Raw genomic sequence first — 21892 nt, forward strand, 5'->3', positions numbered from 1 at the left:
GATATTATATATCCGAATTAAATTTTTGTCCATTCGTTCAGTTTTGAGCAATTTCCATGATATAGTTCAAACATGACGATCAAAACTCAATTAGAACTAGAAATGTTAAAGAAGGCCGGCAGTGTTGTTTCAAACACATTGCAGTTAATGCTTCGATCAATCGAAGAAGGCATGACCACTCTCGAATTGGATTTAATCGCTCAGAAAAATTTTGCAAAGTATGGCGCGCAGTCTGCACCAAAGCTGACATACAATTTTCCTGGTCACACTTGCATTTCCTTGAATGAAGAAGTGGCCCATGGCATTCCAGGAGAAAAAATTATTCGCAAAGGCGATCTCATTAATATTGATGTATCTTGTGAGTTGAACGGTTACTTTGCTGACACTGGGGCCTCTCTTCAATTTGGGGAAGAAGATCCGAAACTCGCTGAGCTGATGCTCACAACCAAGAAAGCACTTAAAGAATCCATCAAAAAATGTCGTCCCGGGAAAAGACTAAATCTTATCGGACAAACTATTGAGACCACCGCTCGTCGCGGCGGATTCACCGTCATAGAAAATATTGGATCCCATGGAGTAGGTAGCTCTCTTCATGAGGCACCTGAATTTATTGCTGGTTACTACGATCCGCAAGACCGCCGGTTAATGCATGAAGGACAGGTCTTTACCATAGAGCCCTTCATATCAACTGGCGCTCATATGGTTGAAGAACAAGCGGATAAGTGGACGCTCTCTACTTCACCTAAATACCGAACTGTTCAGTATGAGCATACGATTGTCGTAACTAAAAATAGTCCCATCATTGTTACAGGTAATCCCTTTATCTAACCTTAAACCGAAGCCTGTAGAGCTTTTTTTTAATGCCACTATTTGGCATTCTTGTTAGAAGACAATTAAAAGGAGTTCCTATGAAACTTTTAATGGTCTTATTGTTTTCCTTATTAACAAACGCTGCTTTTGCTAAATCGCTCCCTACTGTTGATTACGTTGATGTTCCTCGCTACATCGGCAAATGGTACGCCATCTCCGCCCTCCCACAATTCTTCACAAGAAACTGTAAGTCACAAACTGCTGAGTATGATGTTATTAATTCACAAACCATTAGCGTGTTGAACACATGCTTAAAGGAAAAAGGAAAAGAGACGATTAAGGGCCAGGCAGTTGTTAGCAATGCTGCAACCAATGCGGAGTTGATTGTTACTTTCGATTCTTTCTTCACTCGTCTTTTTAGAGTTAAAGGTGATTACAACATCATCAAACTCGACAAAGACTATCAATATGTCATGGTAGGTTCAGCAAATCGTAAGTCTCTTTGGATCATGTCGAGACAACCAACTATGCCTGAGGCCACTTACCAGGAATACGTTGAATATGCGAAGACACTTAATTTCCCAGTTGATCACCTCGTAATTTCTCGTTTCTAACTCAGTTTGAATTTCATCCGGGGCTGTGCTAATATGGCGCATTCCCGGACGAGACGCGCCGTACCCGGTTAAGACAAGACGACGCTTTTTTTAATTACCTAAAAAAAGAGGAGTCTACACATGGCATGGGTATTACTAATTATCGCTGGTCTACTGGAAGTGGGTTGGGCAATCGGCCTTAAATACACTGAAGGTTTCACAAAGCTCGTTCCTACCGTTCTCACCATCTTCGCCATTATTGCTAGCATGGGTCTGCTTGGAAAAGCGGCGCAAACACTTCCGATTGGAACAGCCTATGGCGTTTGGGTGGGAATTGGTGCGGTCGGAGCTGCCATCTTGGGTATCGTTCTTTTTAAAGAACCAGTCACTCCTCTTAGATTGGTTTTCATGGTTATGATGATTGTTTCTATCATCGGCATGAAGGCAACTTCAGGCCACTAAGTTTCAGAATTATCTTTCTCGATTTTCTCATGAGTGAACAAACTCTTGCTCACTCATGAGTGTCACATAGTAAAAACTGAATCAGACAGAGATCACCATTGAGCCTATAGAAATAAATCCTAACTTCGCATGAATAAAGCGAAAACCTATTAGGCTTCTCAGGATGTAATCAGGAAAAAATTTCTGTAAAAAATTTATTAATGAAATCTTATCAGTGTAGTAGCATTAACTTAAATGAAAAAAATTCTTCTCCTCGATGATAATAAAGAGCTTTGTACTCTCATGACTGCCATGTTCAGAGAACTTGGTGATCACGACATTAGCTGTTTTAATTCATACGCAGAGATGGTTGCTCTTAAGTCTCATCAAATCAATTTCGACGTGGCCTTTTTGGACGTGAACCTTGGCGTGAATGTACCTTCTGGCATTGATGCCTTTGACTGGCTTATTAACAGTGGTTACAAAGGTCGAATCATTTTCTTCACAGGTCATGCTCGATCTTATCCCCTGCTGAAAAAATCGATGGAGTATCCAAACGTACGTTTGCTTGAAAAGCCCGCTGACATTGAAAAGATCCAGGCCCAACTAGACGATTAGTTTTTCGGTGGGACCAGCTCTCTTAGTTCTTTTCTCTTCTCCTTAGAAAGTAATTCCAGACCCAATTGATAGGAAGCATTCATCCAACCAAAACCTTCTCGGCTGATATAGCTGAACTTCGTACCGACGTTTCCGTATTCGGCGAACACTTTATGAGAGCGTTTCACCACATCATATTTTTCGGGAATGGTACCATTATAGTCCATGGCATTTTTAGTAATCATATAGAGCCATTTATAAATCAGACGATCAGCGACCTCATGAAGACCATTCTGTTTGAGTCCTTGCCAGATAATGATCTGGTGTGGGGCCCAGCCATAGGGATAGTCCCATTGTCTCTCCTGGAGCTTACCTCCCACGTTTTTAATTGATTCAAGTGAGGTGGCAGCGACGCCTCCGGCAACTTCCAGTTGAGGGAGAACATGCCTAAGCATGAAATCTATTTCTTCTTTATTAACCAGACCGGCCCATAAGGGATATAAGTTGGTCGCACTTTGATAATGGGATCGTTCTTTCTTTTTCCAGTTATAATCAGAAAAGCCTATTCCCTCTTCCCAAAGGTACTTTTTAATCAATACTTTTCGAGAGGCAGCTTGTTTTAAGAAATAATCGCTTTTGAAGTTTTCCAGACGACCATTGAATTCCGAATCAAGCAGACGGGAAAGATCCAACTCGGTTTTATAGAGGAGTGAATTCAAATCAACTGTCACATAGTTTGAACACTCATCTTTCCCCTCTCTGGTCCAGCGATAGGTCGTATCATGTCCAGACTCTCTCACCGCTTGATCGTGAATAAAATATTCCTTCAATCCAGGTTCATTTATTTTTCCTGTATCAAGGGCCCTTTGAAACTCGCTTTGAGTGAGCTTATATTTTTTAGCATAAGGAGCTAAGACATCCTTAAAATGACCAGGTTCAACTTCTGGTGGAATTTGAGGTGCCTCGCCGTAGTATCTATTAAGGCCCATCTCAGTAATATGTCCTCCCTTCATCCAAACTTCCGAATACTCACGAATGGCCGCTAAGACAGACTCTTTGAGCCACGTTTTGCTCTCACTCGTCTTGGGAAGCTTGGGATAAACCGCCAGAATCATCGACGTCAAAAAAGGTGGTTGTGAACGGGACAAATAGTAGGATCGATTGGCATTAAGAATCTTACCGTAATGAGTGATCTCATAGACAAAATTATCCACCAGCGCTTTGGCCAGTTCTACTTTCTCGTCTTGGAGTAAACCCAGCACATGGAAGTAACTGTCCCACCCATACATCTCATTAAAGCGGCCACCTGGAACAACATAGGGAACGCCTTCAATCCGCTCGCCTACCCTTTGAAGTTTAAGTGATAAAAGTCCGTGTTCGTTTCGAAGACCCTTCAAAAAATCAAGATCATAGTTTTTAGGGACAAATTTGAGGATGAGTTCTTTGTCCTGCTGATAATAATTTTTTGCTATTTCATCACTCTCCGGAACATACAAAATATTCATCTTAGGCTGATGAATTTTAGAATCCGGCATGACTTTTTTTAAATGCTCTTTATCAATTCTGCGAGTAAGGCCCTCCCAATAAAAATCTTTGATGAGACGTGAAATACGATCGACTGGATTTTCAAATATTCTTTCAGTTTCAACTTTATCCGGAACAGCTCCGTCTTCGGTCTGGAGCTTCAGTTCTTGCAGAAGATTAGACAGATGATAAACACCACTCACTTTTAACTGCGGTGAGAGCTCAAAAGACCGATACGTGGGCACCTTATCTTGGACAGTGATCTTTTTATCCCCGTCCCGGTCGAACTCTTTTAGTAGGCGGTTTAGGCTTTTTTGGGCATCTAGCTCAATGGTCTTAGAACTTACAGAGTTAGACAGGAGGAGAAGTAAATAGAGGTAGGTTGAACCCTTCATGGTGAAATTATGCAGTTAGGAAGCTCCCCAAGCAATTTGCATAGCTTCCGAGTGTTTTCCTAAGACTTTCTGGCCAAAGATAATTTAAGAAAGATGATGTAAATCATGAAATAAAAGCCGATAAAGCCGTCAAATATACATATGAAAAAACCAACACCAGTTAGTAAAGAAGTCCCTTTCGAAGCCGATGAACTTTTCTTCTCCACCACGGATTTAAGAGGGATCATTCAATACGGTAACGATGTTTTTATCCGTATTAGTGGCTATCCTAGTGAGACCATCCTAAGTGCTCCACACAACATCATTCGTCATCCAGATATGCCGAAGTGTGTATTCAAACTTTTCTGGGACACTTTAAAACAAGATAAACCAATTGGTGCTTACGTAAAAAACATGGCGGCCGATGGACGTTACTACTGGGTATTTGCTTTCGCTTTCCCCGTTCAGAATGGTTATCTTTCCATTCGATTTAAACCAACTTCAAAAGTTTTTGATCGTGTTCAAGAGATCTATCATCGTGTCCTTCAACACGAGAAAGAAACTTCGATGGAAGATGCAGACCCGCTGCTAATGGATCTTGTTCGCAAAGAAGGCTTTCGTGACTATGAAGACTTCATGGTTCAAGCGGCCATTCTCGAACTAAGCTCGAGAGATAAAGCGCTTAAATCATCAAATCAAGCGACTTCTAATGATCATGTGGTGCAAGACATTTCCGATGTTACAGCAAAAACTGCAGCTAGTTTTGATCAGAACTTTGCCAAAATTAGCGCTTATCAAAAAAGTAATGAAGTCTTTATCAATAGCGTGAATATGCTTGAGGACGAATTCAATAAGCTTAAATTCCTTTCAATCAATATGAAGATCCTGGCAGGAAATTTTGGCGATGAGGCAGTGACTCTGGGAGTGATCTCAGAAGAGTTCTCAAAACTCGCTGCCAAGATTGAAGAACAACTTACTACGTTCTCAAGCTTCGTAAAAGAACTGCAAGATGTTATTAAGCACTGCTCACTTCATTTGGCAGCACTTAAGACCCAGATGATCATGGTGGATTTTTTTGTAAAAGAATCGATCAATAAATTATCTACTTCAGAAAATGCCTTTGCAGGAATGCTGCAAAATCGCGAGGTCTTTACCTCACTATTCAATCACTCCATTAAGACCTTAGGCCAGGAACTATCTCTCCTTCAGAATCGCCTTAATGCCATCACGGCGCAGATTAAGGAAATTCAGAAGTTTATTAGTGGTCTGGAAGTGATTAAGCAAATTGGCGCCATTGAATCGGCCCGTACTGACGAAGTGAAAAAGTCTTTCGATTATTATCTTACTGAAATGGATAGTTTTACTTCTCTCTTATCGCGCACCATCTCAACTTTAAACGAGCAACGTGATGTTCTTTCGAAGAACACAAACGAGATCTATCAATCTTCAGAGAGAGTATCAGGTAATATTGAAAGGCTTTTTGAAATGGCGCTACTAAAAGGTTAGTCTTCTTTCTAGATTTGAACTATGATGAAAATCAGTAAAACAAATCGGGATAAGGGATATGAAAAGCTTTGGTTGTGAGAATTGCGCTAGTAGAGACCAAGGTATCTTTTGTGAACTTTCCAAGCATGCCCTTGAAGGAATCAGCTCTGGAAAGTTGATGAATCAATACAAGAAGGGACAGACCCTTTTTCTTCAAGGCAATCAACCTCAGGGCCTCTATTGCATCAATAGCGGCAAAATCAAGATTTCCAAAATCGGTCCCGAAGGTAAAGAATCCATTGTTCGCATTGCCGCTCCTGGTGATGTTTTAGGTCACCGTTCGCTCTTCAGTGATGAGGCCTACGCTGCCACTGCAACAGTTCTTGAAGACGCTACCGTATGTTTCTTAGAAAAGAAGCTCATTCACAATACCCTTCAGATGGAACCATCTGTTGCTTTAAAGCTCATTCAGAAGCTTAGTAAGGCCATGGGTGAGGCCGAAGATCGTGGCGCTTCCATGGCGCAAAAGACCGTTAAGGCCCGTATGGCCGAACTTCTGTTAACTCTGATGAAAAAGCATGGGGTCGAAGATAAAGGTCGTACACGTCTTGATATCAAACTATCTCGCGAAGAGATGGCCTCGATGATTGGAACAGCTAACGAAACGGTCATTCGTATTATGTCTGATTTTAAATCAGACGAATTAATTGCTCAGGAAGGCAAAGTCATTTACGTCTTAGATGAAGAGACCCTTTTCGCAATCGCTCAGGATAACTGATACTGCTTCCAGTAGCTTTTCTTCTGATAGAGTCTCCTGCAAAGGGACGTGAATAAATCCAGCATATCGAACCAGCTGACTCTCCATCAATTTGTAAAAAAGATAGTTACACACAAACGTCCCAGCGGAATTGGAAATTTTGACCGGAAACCCTTTCTCTTTAAGGGCAATTTCAAATTGCCTCAACGGTAAGGTCGAAAAATAGGCCGTTTCGCCTTTCTCACTAATGGGCCTATCCATAGGTCTATGCCCATTGTTATCATCGATCTCTGCATCCAAACAATTAATCGCCACTCTCTCTAAATCAATTTCATGACGTGAGCTTGCTAATCCAAATGCCAGAACCACATCAGGACGAAAAGTCTGAATCTTTTCTTCCATAACATGAAAGGCCCTTTCAAATGTCACAGGTAAAAGAATGGTATTGAGATCTATACCTTCAGGAACGTGGAGGCGACCCAATTCGATATTTCTAACCATCGTGGCAGTGGGATTGGTGCTTCTACCACCAAAAGCTTCAAAGCCTGAAATAAGAATGCGCATGGGTCCTCCTACTAACAGGAAGCGACCTTACCATAGTAAGAACGGCAATGTCCCTCAAAGCTCTCGGCATGGTCTTTCAACTCCGTTTCCGAAAGTTTTTGGACCGTGTCGGCCACTAGTGCACGTGCAGATACACCTGGATTCATGAGAATGGTATAAGCAATTTCCTGAGCGGTCATAAGACATTTTGTCATCGCACAGAAGTTTTCATCAACTGATTTGCCAAAGCCCAGGCCATTTAAATCAGCGTGATGATGGCGAATGATTCTCCAGGCATCTTCAGGCGCAAACTTTGAATTAAAGGCAAGTTCGGATGCTTTAAGCGCATGCATATTTATCTCTTTAATGATGAGACCTGAAAGACCCTTTAATTGTTCCGGAGAACGAATATGAATCCACTCTGACTTTCTTAAAGTGATATCACAAAACATGGCCGCGAAAACAATCTGCTCCACGTTTTTTCTTCGATTAGTCACATCCAGATCAAAGGCCAGTTGAGTTGCGATTACGCTTGATAGTTCAATGAACTGATAATGAAATTTCACTGAACAACTTCTGATGACCCTAAGATAATTTGAAAATACGTTTTCATCAATCATGACAGTTTTCATAAAATGATAAAAGGTCGTTTGCCCCAGGCTCACGATGGATGAAGACAGACCCAATTCCAAGGTAAGTTCCTTCATGGGAGAAAATGAGTTTTCAAAAATATTAACAACGTTTTTTTCTAACATAGTTTGTTCCTAGTAGAACTTTGGCTCTACAGATAAATAAAATAAAACTGCATGCTGAGTCGGACTGTTTAAAAGTTCAGTGGGAAAACTTACTCCCGGTACAATTTGTGTGTCTTTCCAATTCAGATTCATATCAAAACGGAATCCAGGGTTGATGGTAAATGAGGTTTCATTGGTCTTGTTTCCCTCTTCATCTACGCCTTGCCCAGACTCCAGAAGACCTTCCAGCATAAGGTTGAAATGATCATTTAAAAGGTAAATAAAGCTTGTCCCCGCCTTGAAAGTGCTGAGTGTTCTTCGCTTATCAACTCCACTCGTTTTGGCCTCCGGTAAGACCTTGAATCCAAAGTTCCAGTGATTCATCCATTGTGGGGCCATGGTAATGGTCGCGGCCTGAACGAACTCAAATCCATAAACACCGGAGCTCGTGCCTTTTTCAACACTACCGGTTGGGACAATCAGGCCAAAACGGTCGGCAACTAAGAGTCCGTCACGGTTAACCGGTTGCCAGCGATAACTTAAGGTCGTGTCAGTAATTGAACCGTGTTCAACTCCATCATAACGTTCGTACCCAAAACCATAGGAGAACTGATGGGTCTTATCCGTAATTGGAAGTTCGTTAGTGAATGCATAGGCAAAATTATTTGAATTATTGAAGGTCTGATACTGCTGAATGAATTGATAGACGCCCCATTCCTGGTTATACGCCTCTTCGAGCAAAAAAGAATTGTCCTCAATTTGCGATTGGGCGCAAAGAGGCACTAAAGCCAGTAAGATCAAAAGCACTTTCACCTAAACATCCTTGTACATGCGAAAATAAAACTATTTTGAGAGACAGATTTCTACGAAAAACTCCCCCGCTGAACTTGTAAACGGCACAACCACAATTGGACCCTTAGTAAGCCCTGAGACTGAATGGTTTTTTCCGTTGATCACAGAAGGAAGGGCAGATTTAATTCCGTAACCCTGTTCGTTCAGTACAATTTTCGCCTGTCCAAAAATCATATTCGTGATCTCACCGGCACCATCGAGAATTTCCTTATTCACGACAGTATAGGTCTCACCTAACATTCCTGACATCACACTTAAAAAAGTTTGCTCAGGAAAACTAATAACAACTGATCCTTCGAATGCATCACTCACAATTCCGATGACACCTGACACATCTCCAAGAAGAGTATCAGTTGCCTTCTTTATGTAGATCTTCCCTGCCTGTGCCTCAACCGAGGCCTGGACCTTCAGAACATGAAGGGCCGCGGTCAAAAAGGGATTTACGAAATTCGTATCGAGGGTCTTATCTTTCACCAGACCGAAATCAACTAAAGCGTCCTTAAGTGTCCTGCAGAATTTAAAGGCCGAATCGACGCCTTCGTTCTTAAAGAGCGACATGACCTTGCTATTCACCAAAATAAAGCGCATGGCCTTATCAAATTGCTTTAAGACCACCTGGATCTTAATTAACTGTCTGATCCATTCACTGGAGATGTCCAACAAGTGCTCACAATTTACGACGATAAAAGGAACAGCTTGCTCGAGGTAGGGTTTCATCTCATCCAGAAATGGACGAAGATTATTAGGGTCACAAATGCCATTGAGTCGGATGGTAACATACTCTGTACCGGTGACAATTTGAAATGACTTAATGGCGGTTGGCATGTGCCCTCATTATTGTTTAGTAAAAAAATCTTTCAACTTTTTAAGCATTTCTCGATCCAGAATAATTCGAGCAGGATCGGCGGAGTTCTCTTGAAATAGCTCCACCAACGCCTGGCCCATTGATACTGCTGGTTTCCCTGGATGCATCGTCGTCTTATAATCAAAAGCATCGGCAATCGCCAGAAGTCGCCCTTCTTTGGTGATTTTACTGGAGGCTATTCCGGCCGGATAACCGGTCCCATTCATGGCCTCATGGTGCTGAAGAATCGCATTGATGACGGTATTAGGAAGAGCAATCCTTTTCAGTCTCGCTACATCGATTGAATAGTTAGGATGTTTCTTATAGGCCTCAAGTGCATGAGGTCCCATTTCACGCTCGTCCATCTCCGCAATTTCAACCGGAAGATTGATTTTACCAATATCATGAAGAAGACCTGCGAGAGCCATCTCTTCTGGTTTTTCAAAACCCAGTACAATCGCAAAAAGTCCAGCGAACGCCGAAACGTTTGAAAGATGAAGATAGAAGTTTCCTTCCTGATTTATCAAAGTTCCCACTTTCTTCATGATGTCTTTGTCATCTTCAGAAAGAAGAAGCTTAATGATTTCTTTCACTTCATTAAGCAGTGCCTGTGACTTGGTGAAGGTATTTTCCTGAGTGTCTTCATAAAACATGTCCGAGATCAACTCTCTCACACATTTTTCGAGCTTCATCTGCTTGTCAGTTTCACTGATCTTATTTGGCATCAGAAGTTTTTTAAAAGTTTCAGCAGTATATTTTCTGAATTTTTCCAATTCATCTTTGTGAATGAAAAGCGTATTGAGATGATTTTCGTAGAGCTTGGCAAACTTATCATCACTAATAGGATCACCATCGTGACTAAATTGAACCAGCTTATTATTCCTAGGAAGAAACACCTTCAACGAGAAATCGAGAACAGTACCAGGAGTAAGATCTACGACCTTGATCACCTGATAATCACGGAGCTCTGGAACCACTGAATAAATGGATTCTTCTTTTAGCGAGCGAAGAAGATCCGCCTTTTCCCAAGGTAAAAGATAGGCCTGAGTGAATCCATTTTTAACCAGGCGTTTTTTATCAAAGTCTTTTTTCTCGCTCGCAATGAAAAAGATCGGCAGCTCTTGATAATACATCCGAAGGGTCTGCGCGATTTCAAGCGTCGACATTTCACCTTGATGTGGATAACAAAGTATAAGGCTTGGTACCGGCTCGGACGGTTCCATTAATTTTTCCGAATCATACCCAACGATCTCAACGTTGTTGGCAAGAGTTTTCAACTCTTCTGGTATTGGATCTGAATTAGTGCCGAATACTAAAATGTTAAACATTTTTTTCCTCTGAAACTTTATGTAAAAACACCAGCTTCAGTTATATCAGCAAAACCAATTTCTTTTAGGATCTTTATCACTATTTTTTCTCTCCTATGGATCAAACATTTGTTTTACCATTTCAGATTAGTTTAAATCTTTGGTCTTCGCGAATCTTTGACCTTTATCACCTACAAGTCTTTTCATGTCAGATACTTCATCCAGAAGTAGATTAAATTGGAAGTACATTTCTTCGGCCGAATCACGAACAGAATTTTTAACACTCGAAAGGCCGTCCCAGCTTTTTCCAGATTCCGCGTGTAGAATATTTGCATCTAAAGTTAGTAGAGCAGCTTGAAAAGAGATGTTATCCATCACCTCTGTGATCTCTTCGATCCTCTTCGCAGACTTCGCCATACGAGACATAACTTTTAAAAGCTCTAGAATCTCTTGTTCGCCCTGCTCACTTCTAAGCCTCATTACTAACCTCCGGGTATGCAGTAAAAAATCTAAGTAGAAACTCTTACTCTGGCCTAAGACCATCCAAAGAAAAGCTCCTAACTGCTCCCATATTAGAGGGTTCCATAGTAGTTTCTACTTAATTTTACATTTTTTATAAGTAGAACTACGTAGCAAACAAAGTCTATTTAATGCCCCGCAAGTAGGTAGAAATACTGGTTTATTAAATCAAATCGTTACGCTGTTATCCTTTAGTAGTAAAATAGGAATGAAGTATCGGCGGGATTTTAATTCCGGAAAAAACTAGAAAATTTTGCCGTGATCAGGGCCTCTCACTGCCTCAATTTTTTCTCGTCTGATTAAGAAGATTACAATTCTTTAGCAAAAGAACCGGCTTGTTAAGAAACGCAAACGTAAATCGAAAACTGTTTTCAAGCTTCTTGATGATTGGTTTGATCAATCTACTGATCATTATTATTCTCATCGGTTTCGTCTATAGCAGCAGAAAACCCATTATTACCAATCGTGTGAAACAGCACATGACCTCTGTGAGAAATCTCACAAAAGACAAACTCACTCTCTATTTTGATGTTTTGAAATTAAAGGTCGTTGATGCCAGTGTTGAATTGAGCCAGGGAAAGAAACTGCCTCTTAATCAACCTGAGCTTGAATCTCTTATTGTTTTAAGAAACGGTGAGCCCAGTACCATTGCCGGAAGAGATCTAAAGTTCTCCCTCGAAAGTCTTCCCCAGCAGAATAAAACTTTCACGTCCTTCATGGATTCCTTGATTTTCATTCGAGTCAACGTAGGAAAAGAATCATTCCTGTGGTTTTTTAACAATACTGCTTTAAATAAACTTCTTGTTCCTCAAGAGGGACTTGGGAGTACCGGTGAAACATTTCTGGTGGGCAGAGATTTTAAAATCAAGAGTGCCTCTCGCCATGTTCCGAATGAAGAAATTGGGGAAATTAAGAACGACTCTGTGATTGATGGACTCTCTCATAACTCTGGAAATTTCGTAGTTCGTGATTATCGAAACGTCGAAGTGCTGAGTTCTTATACTCCGTTCATATATGATTCCCTGGAATACGTCTTACTGGCCGAAATGGACATCAGTGAAGTTCAAAGTCCCTTGCAAAGTTTGATTTTTCAGATGGCACTGGCAAGTTTTGCCATGTGTATCACTAATCTTCTCTGTTCATTGTTCCTGACCAAAAGGACCTCGAATGAATTAGAAGATCTTAACAATGAGATCAATAAACTCAACTCTCAAAAAGAAAGAAGTACTAATGAATCGGCCATTCAGGTTTTAAAGGCCCAAGAAGAAGAAAGGGAGAAAATTTCATTCACACTTCACGATAGTGTTGGTCAATATCTGACGGTCCTTAAGTGGGGTCTATCTCGCTTAAAAAAACGCACCCTGGATGTGGAGCACGAGCATATTGATAATCTTTCTAAGACCTGTGATGACGTCATTCATGAGATTCGTTCCATCTCTCACGATCTCATGCCAACTTTGATTAAGGACTTTGGCTGTTGGTATGCCATCAGAGATTACTTTGAAAAGCAAAAACAAATTGTCCCTCATGAGATTGAATATATTGTTAATCCAGATGTCGAAACACTTAAATTTACGAAAGAATTTGATATCAATTTGTATCGTATGGTTCAGGAATTTTTCCAAAACAGTCTCAAACACTCGCAAGCAACTAATATTAAATTAGGATTTCTTAAGAAGGACGATCAATTGGTCCTTAACTACTACGATAATGGTAAGGGCATGGACGGAAATAGGCCCCTTCCAGCATCTTTAAACTACCGGGCCAAATTATTCGGTGGCGAAATGATGAGAGTCCATTATGATAAAGGTCTAGGATTTAAAGTAACATTTAATTTACGGGAAATACTCAGTGAAACAAACTAATGTTTACCTCTTAGACGATCATAAAATCGTTCGCGACGGCCTAAAGTCTATTCTCTCAATGCACTCTGAATATCAAGTCGTTGGAGAGGAAAGTCGTCCGGATGTTTTTTTGAGCACTCTCTCTGATCTAGACATTGATATTCTTATTCTCGACGTCTCTTTACCGAATATTTCCGGCATTGATCTCATTAAAAAAATTAAGGACATCAATTCAAATCTTCAAATTGTTATGCTCTCTATGCATGAGAATCCAGAGTATATGTTTCGCAGCCTGAAAGAAGGCGCAAATGCCTATCTTCCGAAGGACATCGAAGCTGGGGAATTTATCGAGGCCCTGGATCAAGTAAGACAGCGTGGAAGTTATTTTCCTTCGAACATGAACTTTAATAACAAAGACACTCTCACTCCTCCACCAGAGGGCCTTAAGTATTCCATTCTTCTCACTTCACGTGAGTTAGAGATTCTTGGTTACATGGCCAAGGGACTTAGTTCAAAACAAATCGCCCAGCAAATCAATGTGAGTCCAAGAACAGTGGAAACTCATCGGGTAAATATCATGAAGAAACTTGGGACCAACAACGGAGCTGAAACAGTTGCTCTGGCCTGGAAACTAAAGTTAATTCAAGACGATAAGATTTAAGCCTTAAGATCCAACACTTCAGATTTCTTCCATCTCAACGGCAGATATTGCCTTTCCGTAAAATTACTTAAGACCAACCTCATTTTACACGATGAGTACTAAGTAGTTTTCCAACGGAGAGACGGGCATGTTTGTCATATTAACTGAGTCATTAGCTATACTACCGAACAAATATTCCGTTCTATCTAAAGAAAATAATAAGAAAAGTTATACAAATATTCTTCCATTTGACGATAAGAACCACAGCACCATCGGTAAGGCCGAAGGATTTTAGGAGCATATATGAGAATGAAAGGTGGCCAGTATTTAACGTTTAAACTTCAAAACCTCTCGTATGGCGTAGGCATCGAGAACGTGCGTGAAATTAATCGCATGTCTGAAATCGCCGCTGTACCAGAAGCACCGGACTTCGTCGCAGGTGTGATGAATCTTCGCGGTAAAGTGATTACTGTTGTTGATCTTCGCAAGCGTCTGCACATGCCTGTTGCAGAGGTAACAAAAGAGACTTGTATCATCGTAGTTGAATCTGAGATCGGTCACGTGGGTGTGATCGTTGATTCAGTTCAAGCTGTGATTCATTTACAAGAAGCTCAAATCGATGACTCTCCCATCTCTGAAGATGAGTACTCATTCGTTAAATCAATCGGAAAGATGGACGATCACCTCGTTATGTTGATCGATATTTTCCGTTGTTTATCGAAGCGTGACATGCTTGGAATGGATTCTGCAGCTGCAGCTTAAAGAAAACTGATTTTATAAAAACGTAAGGAAGCGTATATGACGATTGATGATGATGGATTCTTAGAAGAGTTACGTCAGGAGTTTCTGGCAGAAGCTTGCTCTCTCCTAGAACAATGGGAAGAATACTTCCTCAAGCTGGAAGAGACTGATGATAAAGCGGAACAGGTAACAAATATTTTCCGTGTTGCCCACTGTCTGAAAGGCACCAGCTCTGCTGTTGGTTATTCAGAAATGGCGGCCTTCGCCCACATCGTAGAGGATCTTCTTCAGATCCTTAAAAAAGATCCGTCATGCCTTACTCCGGAAATCGTTACAACACTTCTAAAGTGTGGTGATGCTTTCAAAGTAAAGGTCGCTTTCCTGATGGGAAAAGAGAAGACAGATTGGGACGTTACCGTTCTGGCATTCGATATTAATAATTATTTGATCTCATTCGGTCACGCCGGTCATGATACCCATGCAGCTCCTGCAGAAGATCAGAACCTGATGCCAGCTGGTCCATCTGAAGAGACAAAGGCCGAGTCAATTGAAAGTGACGATGACTGGAAACAAGTCATGGCCGATGTGAATCAGAAGTTTGGTGTACAACTGACTGAAGAACACATGCACCTGTCAGAAGACGAAATTGCAAAAGTCATCGCTGATCAGCAATCTGAGAAGGCCCAGAAGCCGGCCGCTCCGGTGATTCAACTAGAACAAGTTCGCGAGCACAAAGAAGAAGAAAAAAAGGCCGCTGCTGCCTCAGCTTCCGCTCCTAAAGACGCTGCTTCATCAAAGGCCGCTAACGCCACTGTGAAAGTTGATGCTCATAAGATCGATAAAATCATGAACCTTGTTGGTGAGCTTGTGATTAACAAATCACAATTAGCAAACCGCGTGGAACAATATCGTGACGATCATGTTCTTGAAGCAACTTACTCGCTCCTAGAAAAAACAATTCGTGAACTTCAAGACGAAACTCTTGGTATGCGAATGATCAGCATGAAGAACCTTTTCCTAAAGTGTCAGCGTGCGGTTCGTGACGTTTCAATCAAACTTAATAAGAACATCGAATTCGTACAGAGTGGTGAAGACGTAGAAATTGACCGTTCAATGGTCGAGCTTCTGACTGACCCGCTTCTTCACATGCTGAGAAACTCAGTTGACCACGGTATCGAATCTCAGGGGACGATCCTTCTGAAGGCAGAGCACGTTGGCTCAAAGATCATTCTATCGATCAAAGATAACGGTAGAGGAATCAATGCTGAAAAAGTTTTCGGCAAAGCAATGCAAAATGGTCTTATCTCTCCATCTGTAAAGATGTCAGATCTGACTGAAAACGAAATTTTCCAGTTCATCATGATGCCGGGGTTCTCAACTGCGGAAAAGATCACAGACGTTTCAGGACGTGGTGTGGGTCTGGACGTGGTGAAAACGACAGTAGAAAAAATGAATGGTAAAGTTGATATCTCTTCACAACTTGGGAAAGGTACTTGCTTCAAGCTGATTCTTCCACTCACAACTTCCATCCAGGAAGGTATTCATGTGAAGTCGAACAACAGCTCATACATTTTCCCGACGGAGAAAGTACTTGAGATCCTTTCTGGTGACAAAGTAAGTTTCATCACTGATCCAAACGGTCTGAACATGTTCAAATACCGTGAGACAGTCATTCCTTACGCGACACTGGACGCTACTCTTGGTCTAAGCCCGGATTTCAAAATCAGCAAAATGATTCTGATCATGGATGTTGATGGTAAGAACTTCGGAATTGGTATTGATGAATTCGTGGCACAAGTTCACGTGGTTCTTAAACCGATTAACGAAATCGTCAGAACATCAACTGGTATCTCTGCTTCTTGTATTCTTTCTCACGGAGGAATCGGGTTCGTGATTGATACAGATGAAGTCTGTAAATCAGTGCTGAAGAATAACAAAGAACAAAACAGGCTAGCAGCATGAGTAATATAGTTTTCAAAGCTCCACCAGTAGACTTTATTGAAACTGGTAAAAAGACCCACGAACATCTTATTGCCGATAAGGCGGGGTTTGAAAAACTGGCCGAGATCGTAAAAGATCTAACTGGAATTTCTCTTCCAAATAACGAGAAAAACCGCACACTCATGGCCGGTCGAGTTCATTCACTCATGAGCAAGTATCAGTACAAGACCTATGCTGAACTTGCCACAAAACTCATGAGCGGTAACAAGACCCTGCAAGAGTCGTTCATCTCATGTCTGACAACCAATACAACTCACTTTTTCCGTGAGGGTGCTCACTATGACGTCCTGAAGAAATACCTTCAGGAAAGAATGGCGGTAAGAGAATTTACAACGAGTTCTTTCCGCGTTTGGTGTAGTGCTGCGAGTTCTGGTCAGGAACCATACTCAATCCTCATGACTCTTTTGAGCGGTGGCTTCCCCATTGATCGTCAGGCGCTGGAGTTCCTTGCAACTGACATCGATCTTGAAATTCTCAAGAAGGCCTCTCAGGCCAACTATTCAGAGGAAGAGATCAAGACTGTTCCTCCAGAAATGAAACAGGCCTATTTTCAGCCGATCAAAGACAAGACTCATACCACGTATAAGGTCCTGCCTCAGTTTCGTAAGATGATTAACTTTGCCCGTTTTAACCTGATTCAAGATAAGCCCGCTTTCAAAGAGAAGTTTGATGTGATCTTCTGCCGAAACGTTCTGATCTATTTTGAGAAAGAGGTTTCAACTGCAGTGATCGATATGCTGATTTCTCAACTTAAACCTGGCGGACTTATTTTCTTAGGACATGTAGAAACTGGTCTTCTAAAAAATAAAAACGTGCGCCCAATCAGCCACGCTGTGTATAAGAAGGTTTAAAATGCAGCAAAAGATTCGAGTCCTGCTAGTTGATGACTCTGCCGTAATTCGTACGATGCTTCAAAAAATTCTGAGCTCGGATCCTGATATTGAAGTGGTTGGTACAGCACCAGATCCATATGTTGGCCGAGAAAAGCTGGTCGCTCTTAAACCAGACGTAATGATTCTGGATATTGAAATGCCGAAGATGGACGGGATCACGTTCCTTACAAAAGTAATGGAACACTTTCCTACTCGCACCATCATCTTCTCTTCTCTGAGCTTAGAGCGTTCAGAGGTGGCCCTAAAATGTCTTGAAGTTGGTGCAATCGATACAATGGCAAAGCCGGCGATTGATGTGACCAAAGGTGTACTTGCCTTTAAAGATGAACTCATCGCTAAAGTTAAAATGGTGGCGAAATCAAAGCTACCAGTTAAAAAGAAAGGTCTTTCACTGGTTAATCCAGTGGCGAAGACCCATGTTCCAACCAGTGGAGCTCTTCTAAAAACGACCCACCAGATTCTTGCCATTGCTTCATCGACAGGTGGAACGGAGGCCCTTAAAGTACTTCTCGCAGGTCTACCGGCAGACATTCCAGGAACTGTGATTGTGCAACATATGCCAGCGGTGTTTACTAAGACTTATGCTGAGCATTTGAACAAGATGTTTCCTTTCGAGGTGAAAGAGGCCGAAGATGGAGACAAGGTTCTTCCTGGACGCGTACTTATTGCTCCGGGTGACTTCCATATGGAGATTGTTCGCAGTGGTGGTTACTACAACGTTAAGCTGCATCAACAACCGGCCATGCATGGAGTTCGTCCCGCTGCCGATTACCTTCTTAAATCTGTGGCCCACTATGCTGGATCAAATGCCATTGGGGTTGTCCTCACAGGTATGGGAAAAGACGGGGCCCAGGGTCTTCTTGAGATGAAAAAAGCAGGAAGTTACAACTTTGCTCAGAACGAAGAGACATGTGTCATTTTCGGAATGCCAAAGGTCGCAATTGAAGTTGGTGCCATCGATAAGGTCATGCCTCTGGATGAGATCGCAGGCGAAATCATCAAGCAGATGGACGTTAGAAAAGTTTCATAAAAAGTATCTCTCATGGACCTTGTCCTCACTTGGATAAGGTCCATGTTCTTCACTCTCAAATCCTCTCTTTTCGTAGCTTAAATTAAGTTTACCTCAACTCTCCTCACGGTTTACAATCACTAAGCTTATTTGCTGCATCGCCAACATATTCTTGAATAATGAAAAGCATGAGATCAATTCAACAATTCATTAAGCAGGCGTTCTTCTTGTTCGCCCTAGGACTTATCACAATGGCAATTGTGAGTGTGTTGATCTACGGCATGCACATCTACCGCACGAACGAAAACAATCTCGATTCTCTCGGCGATCGAACCAATACTCAAATCACTTCTTCGCAACGTAATGCCCGCAACAACATGTTGATGGCAGAAGCTATCATGAAGAAAGAAATTGAGATGGGAAAAATCGATCAGATGAATTCTGGCACTTTGATGGCCGCTGCGATTAATTACAATGCTTCTCAGTTCGATATCTGGATGGCGCTTTCACCTGAGCGGGCCTATAAGATGATTGGTAGCCCACCCGGGCTGGTTTTTCTGGTCGCCCGTAAACCCGAAAACTATAATTTCAAAACACTCTCTAAACCTTTCAATATCAATGACTACAACATCCAACTTTTTAAGCACGATGTGTATTTCAAAAATCCAGAAGAAGTTTGGTACCACCAGTCAGTAAAGAATAAGGGCAAACTGACCTACATCGGTGCCTACTACGATAAGACCTACACTCAGCGCTGGCTCTTCTCCATTGGGAAGGCCGTTTATGACAACAACAAAAAACTAATGGGTGTCGTTGGAATTGATTTCGGAACGAGCCTGGTAGAAAAAGTCTTTCGTGGCTTTTCTGATTTCCTTGGCCTGATGATTGTTGAGCGACGAGATGGCAGGATCCTTATGGATCTGCATTCTGAAGACCACTCTCTTATCGCTCCTAATCTTGTTTATAAGGGCAAGGTAGATGATCTCTTCCTTCCACTGGCCCAACTTGAAGACTTTGCTCATCATCACAAACTAGTTCATCATAATCATAAGGGCACCTTCATGGTGTTCAAGGTCTTCAAGTCAGAACTTCTGCCTTGGTACATAGTGATTTATCAGAGTGCCTGGTCATTTTACAAAGGCATCCTTCCTCTCTTCTTCACACTTCTGACCGTGATTCTCATTTTCCTGCTCGCCCTTCTCTACTTCCTGCGCGAGAACCGTAAAAAGTTCCTGAATCCAATTCAAGATCTTCTGAGCTGGCTTAAACGAGATACCCTCATCATTGGTTCAAATAAAAGTATCTCAGGTCATTACGTTGAATCAGATGTGCTGGAAGTAAATGAACTCATTCAGAGTATTAATATTCTCTTTGAAGTGGTGAACGAGAACTTCCAGAACTATCGTCACGAGCTGGATAAGAACACCAAGATCAAAGAAGAACTTGAGGTCCTGGTACAAAAAAGATCAGAACAACTTATTGAAAGAGAAAAACTTGCGGCCCTGGGTTTCATGTCTGCTGGTCTGGCCCACGAAATTAAAAACCCACTTAACCTCATCTGTAATGCTGCCGAAATCATCGTCATGCAATTAAACAAGATCGCACAAGCTGAACTTCACATGGATGAACAATCGGCCCGAGCCATTTCTCGCTTGAGTGAAAGTAATCAAATCATCCTCAATAACGGTCAGCGTGTAGATAACATCATCAAGACCCTTCTTCTTCAGGTGAGAAGCTCTAAAGAAGGCCATCAGCATTTAGTGGACATGACAGAGCTTGTTAAGACCAATTTAGATTTCGTCCTCGCGAACTATCGTCCGAAGATGAATAATCGAATCAAGGTTGAGCTTGAAAAGCCTGATAACAAAATCATTGTTAGAGGTAACCCGGTTGATCTAGGTCGTGTGTTTATCAACATCCTGGATAACAGCTGTTATGCCATGATTAAGAAGATCAATGCTGATTCTCACTTCATGGCCCATTTGAAAATCTCACTTAATCCAAAAGATGGGGGGCTTGAGATAAGAATCTACGACAACGGTACCGGTATTCCGAAGGTCCACTTAAGTCAGGTCTTTACTCCTTTTTACACGACTAAACCACCTGGCGAAGGCACAGGTTTAGGATTAAACTTTGCTTACGAAATTGTTAAACAGCACGGTGGGACTTTAGAAGTTCAATCCAATGAAGGCGAATACACAGAAATCATTATGTTCATCCCATTTCGAGGAAAATCATGAAGCGCATATTAGTATTAGATGATGAACAGGATGTGGATTTCATTTTTAAGGTCATGCTTGAAGATGAAATTGCTGACGGCAAACTTCACATCGATTTTTTTAGCAATCCTCAGGAGTGTCTGGACGATCTCGCACGCAGACCAAATGATGTTTACGACTACATTTTAAGCGATATCAACATGCCACAGATTAATGGTGTGCAATTTGCCCGTGTGCTCAGAAACCGGGGTTACAAAGGCAGAATAGCCTTTATTAGCGCCTATCTGATGGATGATTACGAAGACGATATGAAGATTCTCAATATTGAGCACTTTTTTTCAAAACCACTTAACTTCAATGAGATCAAGGCCGTTCTTCAAATCTGACGGCCTATCACATGATACTTCCGATTATCTTGATCCTTTTCTGATTTGAAGAGTGAGATGGTATTCACATCGAGTGGAATCGGTTCTAAGGGATGAAGCCTTAGCCCTTCCGCCAGTTCATCATATTCATAACGCTGCCAACGCTTCACAGTTATATGAGGAATGAAACTTTTCCCATGTGGATCAACATATTCCGGAAACAATTCTTCCACCTCTTTTTGAAGCAGCAGAAGTTCCTCTGAAGGCAAAATACTCAAATACATTACACGACGATTAAAAAATTTGATGGGCCCAATTTGAATTGAAAAAGGTTTGAATGAAACGTCTTTCATTCGATCAAGAATTGAAATGACATTCTCTTCAGAGGTCTCACCGATAAAAAGAAGTGTGAGATGAAAATCATGTGGATTTTCCCAGCCCTTTCTCCCCTGAGGAAGTTTGGCGATGTAATGGGCCAGATTCTCTTTAATCGATTCGGTTAGTTCGAGTCCTATGAATAATCTCATAGCTCGACTTTGAAATATTCCGGTGGGCAATTCATAACAATACCCTGAGCGGGTTTTCGGTAAAAGTTTGAGATCACAAGATTTCCACCCATCTTGGCCGCTCGATTTCGAAGGGCGGCGTGGACCTCGTTTTCTTGCTGGGAATAGGACGGAGGAAAATATGAGGTTTTGGCATCTGCGAAGCCTATGTACTCGCAATCATGTTTGGCCTCGAGAAAATCGGCCTTGTCCTGCCAATCGGCGGCACCTTTATCAGATTCTACAAAATGGACT

22 protein-coding genes and 1 riboswitch are annotated in these 21892 nt (G+C 41.6%); of the genes, 14 read left to right on the forward strand and 8 right to left on the reverse strand.

Annotation, left to right across the window (positions count from 1 at the left end; all coding sequences use genetic code 11):
- Positions 1-72: 72 nt before the first annotated feature.
- The 4 genes from map to SOO65_RS20440 all read left to right on the forward strand — a co-directional run bounded on the left by map (position 73) and on the right by SOO65_RS20440 (position 2462).
- Positions 73-828 carry a type I methionyl aminopeptidase gene (gene map / locus SOO65_RS20425; protein ID WP_321395062.1) on the forward strand — a complete coding sequence of 252 codons (756 nt, stop codon included), beginning with the start codon at positions 73-75 and terminating at the stop codon, positions 826-828.
- 80 nt (positions 829-908) lie between these two features.
- On the forward strand, positions 909-1424 hold the full coding sequence (locus SOO65_RS20430) for a lipocalin family protein (RefSeq protein ID WP_321395064.1): 516 nt from the start codon (positions 909-911) through the stop codon (positions 1422-1424).
- 20 nt (positions 1425-1444) lie between these two features.
- Positions 1445-1512, forward strand: a riboswitch (guanidine-III (ykkC-III) riboswitch).
- A gap of 32 nt (positions 1513-1544) precedes the next feature.
- Complete coding sequence (locus tag SOO65_RS20435) at positions 1545-1865, forward strand: DMT family transporter (protein ID WP_321395067.1); 321 nt, start codon at positions 1545-1547, stop codon at positions 1863-1865.
- A 234-nt stretch (positions 1866-2099) separates the two neighbouring features.
- The gene (locus SOO65_RS20440) at positions 2100-2462 is read left to right on the forward strand and encodes a response regulator (protein ID WP_321395070.1); all 363 of its coding nucleotides are present in this window, start codon (positions 2100-2102) and stop codon (positions 2460-2462) included.
- Here the strand turns inward: SOO65_RS20440 and SOO65_RS20445 are convergent.
- The gene (locus SOO65_RS20445) at positions 2459-4360 is read right to left on the reverse strand and encodes a trehalase family glycosidase (protein ID WP_321395072.1); all 1902 of its coding nucleotides are present in this window, start codon (positions 4358-4360) and stop codon (positions 2459-2461) included. The genes SOO65_RS20440 and SOO65_RS20445 overlap by 4 nt on opposite strands.
- A 141-nt stretch (positions 4361-4501) precedes the next feature.
- Between SOO65_RS20445 and SOO65_RS20450 the strand changes: the two genes are divergently transcribed.
- Both SOO65_RS20450 and SOO65_RS20455 read left to right on the forward strand, forming a co-directional pair.
- Entirely contained in the window at positions 4502-5845 is a 1344-nt protein-coding gene (locus SOO65_RS20450) for a PAS domain-containing protein (protein WP_321395075.1), read from the forward strand.
- Positions 5846-5903: 58 nt separating this feature from the next.
- A complete protein-coding gene (locus SOO65_RS20455; RefSeq protein ID WP_321395077.1) occupies positions 5904-6602 on the forward strand; it encodes a Crp/Fnr family transcriptional regulator in 699 nt (232 codons plus the stop codon).
- Here the strand turns inward: SOO65_RS20455 and SOO65_RS20460 are convergent.
- From SOO65_RS20460 to SOO65_RS20485, 6 genes are all read right to left on the reverse strand, one after another.
- Positions 6561-7145 carry a pyroglutamyl-peptidase I gene (locus SOO65_RS20460; RefSeq protein ID WP_321395079.1) on the reverse strand — a complete coding sequence of 195 codons (585 nt, stop codon included), beginning with the start codon at positions 7143-7145 and terminating at the stop codon, positions 6561-6563. The two genes, SOO65_RS20455 and SOO65_RS20460, sit on opposite strands and share 42 nt — an antisense overlap.
- A gap of 11 nt (positions 7146-7156) precedes the next feature.
- Entirely contained in the window at positions 7157-7879 is a 723-nt protein-coding gene (locus SOO65_RS20465) for a hypothetical protein (RefSeq protein WP_321395081.1), read from the reverse strand.
- 9 nt (positions 7880-7888) lie between these two features.
- The gene (locus SOO65_RS20470) at positions 7889-8671 is read right to left on the reverse strand and encodes a hypothetical protein (protein WP_321395084.1); all 783 of its coding nucleotides are present in this window, start codon (positions 8669-8671) and stop codon (positions 7889-7891) included.
- 30 nt (positions 8672-8701) lie between these two features.
- Positions 8702-9535, reverse strand: a complete 834-nt coding sequence (locus tag SOO65_RS20475) for a chemotaxis protein CheX (protein ID WP_321395086.1) — start codon at positions 9533-9535, stop codon at positions 8702-8704.
- 9 nt (positions 9536-9544) lie between these two features.
- Positions 9545-10882 (reverse strand): HD-GYP domain-containing protein, encoded by a 1338-nt coding sequence (locus tag SOO65_RS20480; RefSeq protein WP_321395088.1) that lies wholly within the window; start codon positions 10880-10882, stop codon positions 9545-9547.
- Positions 10883-11008: 126 nt separating this feature from the next.
- A complete protein-coding gene (locus SOO65_RS20485) occupies positions 11009-11341 on the reverse strand; it encodes a methyl-accepting chemotaxis protein (RefSeq protein ID WP_321395089.1) in 333 nt (110 codons plus the stop codon).
- Positions 11342-11715: 374 nt separating this feature from the next.
- Here SOO65_RS20485 and SOO65_RS20490 point away from each other — a divergent pair, with 374 nt between their 5' ends.
- The 8 genes from SOO65_RS20490 (at position 11716) to SOO65_RS20525 (ending at position 21113) form a co-directional block, all read left to right on the forward strand.
- Positions 11716-13245, forward strand: a complete 1530-nt coding sequence (locus SOO65_RS20490; protein ID WP_321395092.1) for a sensor histidine kinase — start codon at positions 11716-11718, stop codon at positions 13243-13245.
- The gene (locus SOO65_RS20495) at positions 13232-13885 is read left to right on the forward strand and encodes a response regulator transcription factor (RefSeq protein ID WP_321395094.1); all 654 of its coding nucleotides are present in this window, start codon (positions 13232-13234) and stop codon (positions 13883-13885) included. Before SOO65_RS20490 ends, SOO65_RS20495 begins: the two co-directional genes overlap by 14 nt.
- A gap of 282 nt (positions 13886-14167) precedes the next feature.
- The gene (locus tag SOO65_RS20500) at positions 14168-14626 is read left to right on the forward strand and encodes a chemotaxis protein CheW (protein WP_321395097.1); all 459 of its coding nucleotides are present in this window, start codon (positions 14168-14170) and stop codon (positions 14624-14626) included.
- Positions 14627-14662: 36 nt separating this feature from the next.
- Positions 14663-16567: a chemotaxis protein CheA gene (locus tag SOO65_RS20505; protein WP_321395101.1), complete on the forward strand. Its 1905-nt coding sequence runs from the start codon at positions 14663-14665 to the stop codon at positions 16565-16567.
- A complete protein-coding gene (locus SOO65_RS20510; RefSeq protein WP_321395104.1) occupies positions 16564-17457 on the forward strand; it encodes a CheR family methyltransferase in 894 nt (297 codons plus the stop codon). The genes SOO65_RS20505 and SOO65_RS20510 overlap by 4 nt, the downstream gene beginning before the upstream one ends.
- A gap of 1 nt (position 17458) precedes the next feature.
- Complete coding sequence (locus tag SOO65_RS20515; protein ID WP_321395107.1) at positions 17459-18529, forward strand: protein-glutamate methylesterase/protein-glutamine glutaminase; 1071 nt, start codon at positions 17459-17461, stop codon at positions 18527-18529.
- Between the two features lie 158 nt (positions 18530-18687).
- Complete coding sequence (locus SOO65_RS20520) at positions 18688-20748, forward strand: ATP-binding protein (RefSeq protein WP_321395109.1); 2061 nt, start codon at positions 18688-18690, stop codon at positions 20746-20748.
- Positions 20745-21113: a response regulator gene (locus tag SOO65_RS20525; protein ID WP_321395112.1), complete on the forward strand. Its 369-nt coding sequence runs from the start codon at positions 20745-20747 to the stop codon at positions 21111-21113. Before SOO65_RS20520 ends, SOO65_RS20525 begins: the two co-directional genes overlap by 4 nt.
- Here SOO65_RS20525 and thpR read toward each other — a convergent pair.
- Positions 21104-21619, reverse strand: coding sequence for an RNA 2',3'-cyclic phosphodiesterase (gene thpR, locus SOO65_RS20530; RefSeq protein WP_321395115.1), 516 nt, complete (start codon positions 21617-21619; stop codon positions 21104-21106). The two genes, SOO65_RS20525 and thpR, sit on opposite strands and share 10 nt — an antisense overlap.
- Positions 21620-21892: the final 273 nt, after the last annotated feature.

Origin of the sequence: Peredibacter starrii, from assembly GCF_034259205.1 — a bacterium.
Classification (GTDB): Bacteria; Bdellovibrionota; Bacteriovoracia; order Bacteriovoracales; family Bacteriovoracaceae; genus Peredibacter; species Peredibacter starrii.

Coding starts and splice junctions, on each gene's coding strand:
- map (WP_321395062.1), top strand. CDS start 73: ATGACGATCAAAACTCAATTAGAACTAGAAATGTTAAAGAAGGCCGGC.
- SOO65_RS20430 (WP_321395064.1), top strand. CDS start 909: ATGAAACTTTTAATGGTCTTATTGTTTTCCTTATTAACAAACGCTGCT.
- SOO65_RS20435 (WP_321395067.1), top strand. CDS start 1,545: ATGGCATGGGTATTACTAATTATCGCTGGTCTACTGGAAGTGGGTTGG.
- SOO65_RS20440 (WP_321395070.1), top strand. CDS start 2,100: ATGAAAAAAATTCTTCTCCTCGATGATAATAAAGAGCTTTGTACTCTC.
- SOO65_RS20445 (WP_321395072.1), bottom strand. CDS start 4,360: ATGAAGGGTTCAACCTACCTCTATTTACTTCTCCTCCTGTCTAACTCT.
- SOO65_RS20450 (WP_321395075.1), top strand. CDS start 4,502: ATGAAAAAACCAACACCAGTTAGTAAAGAAGTCCCTTTCGAAGCCGAT.
- SOO65_RS20455 (WP_321395077.1), top strand. CDS start 5,904: ATGAAAAGCTTTGGTTGTGAGAATTGCGCTAGTAGAGACCAAGGTATC.
- SOO65_RS20460 (WP_321395079.1), bottom strand. CDS start 7,145: ATGCGCATTCTTATTTCAGGCTTTGAAGCTTTTGGTGGTAGAAGCACC.
- SOO65_RS20465 (WP_321395081.1), bottom strand. CDS start 7,879: ATGTTAGAAAAAAACGTTGTTAATATTTTTGAAAACTCATTTTCTCCC.
- SOO65_RS20475 (WP_321395086.1), bottom strand. CDS start 9,535: ATGCCAACCGCCATTAAGTCATTTCAAATTGTCACCGGTACAGAGTAT.
- SOO65_RS20480 (WP_321395088.1), bottom strand. CDS start 10,882: ATGTTTAACATTTTAGTATTCGGCACTAATTCAGATCCAATACCAGAA.
- SOO65_RS20485 (WP_321395089.1), bottom strand. CDS start 11,341: ATGAGGCTTAGAAGTGAGCAGGGCGAACAAGAGATTCTAGAGCTTTTA.
- SOO65_RS20500 (WP_321395097.1), top strand. CDS start 14,168: ATGAGAATGAAAGGTGGCCAGTATTTAACGTTTAAACTTCAAAACCTC.
- SOO65_RS20505 (WP_321395101.1), top strand. CDS start 14,663: ATGACGATTGATGATGATGGATTCTTAGAAGAGTTACGTCAGGAGTTT.
- SOO65_RS20510 (WP_321395104.1), top strand. CDS start 16,564: ATGAGTAATATAGTTTTCAAAGCTCCACCAGTAGACTTTATTGAAACT.
- SOO65_RS20515 (WP_321395107.1), top strand. CDS start 17,459: ATGCAGCAAAAGATTCGAGTCCTGCTAGTTGATGACTCTGCCGTAATT.
- SOO65_RS20520 (WP_321395109.1), top strand. CDS start 18,688: ATGAAAAGCATGAGATCAATTCAACAATTCATTAAGCAGGCGTTCTTC.
- SOO65_RS20525 (WP_321395112.1), top strand. CDS start 20,745: ATGAAGCGCATATTAGTATTAGATGATGAACAGGATGTGGATTTCATT.
- thpR (WP_321395115.1), bottom strand. CDS start 21,619: ATGAGATTATTCATAGGACTCGAACTAACCGAATCGATTAAAGAGAAT.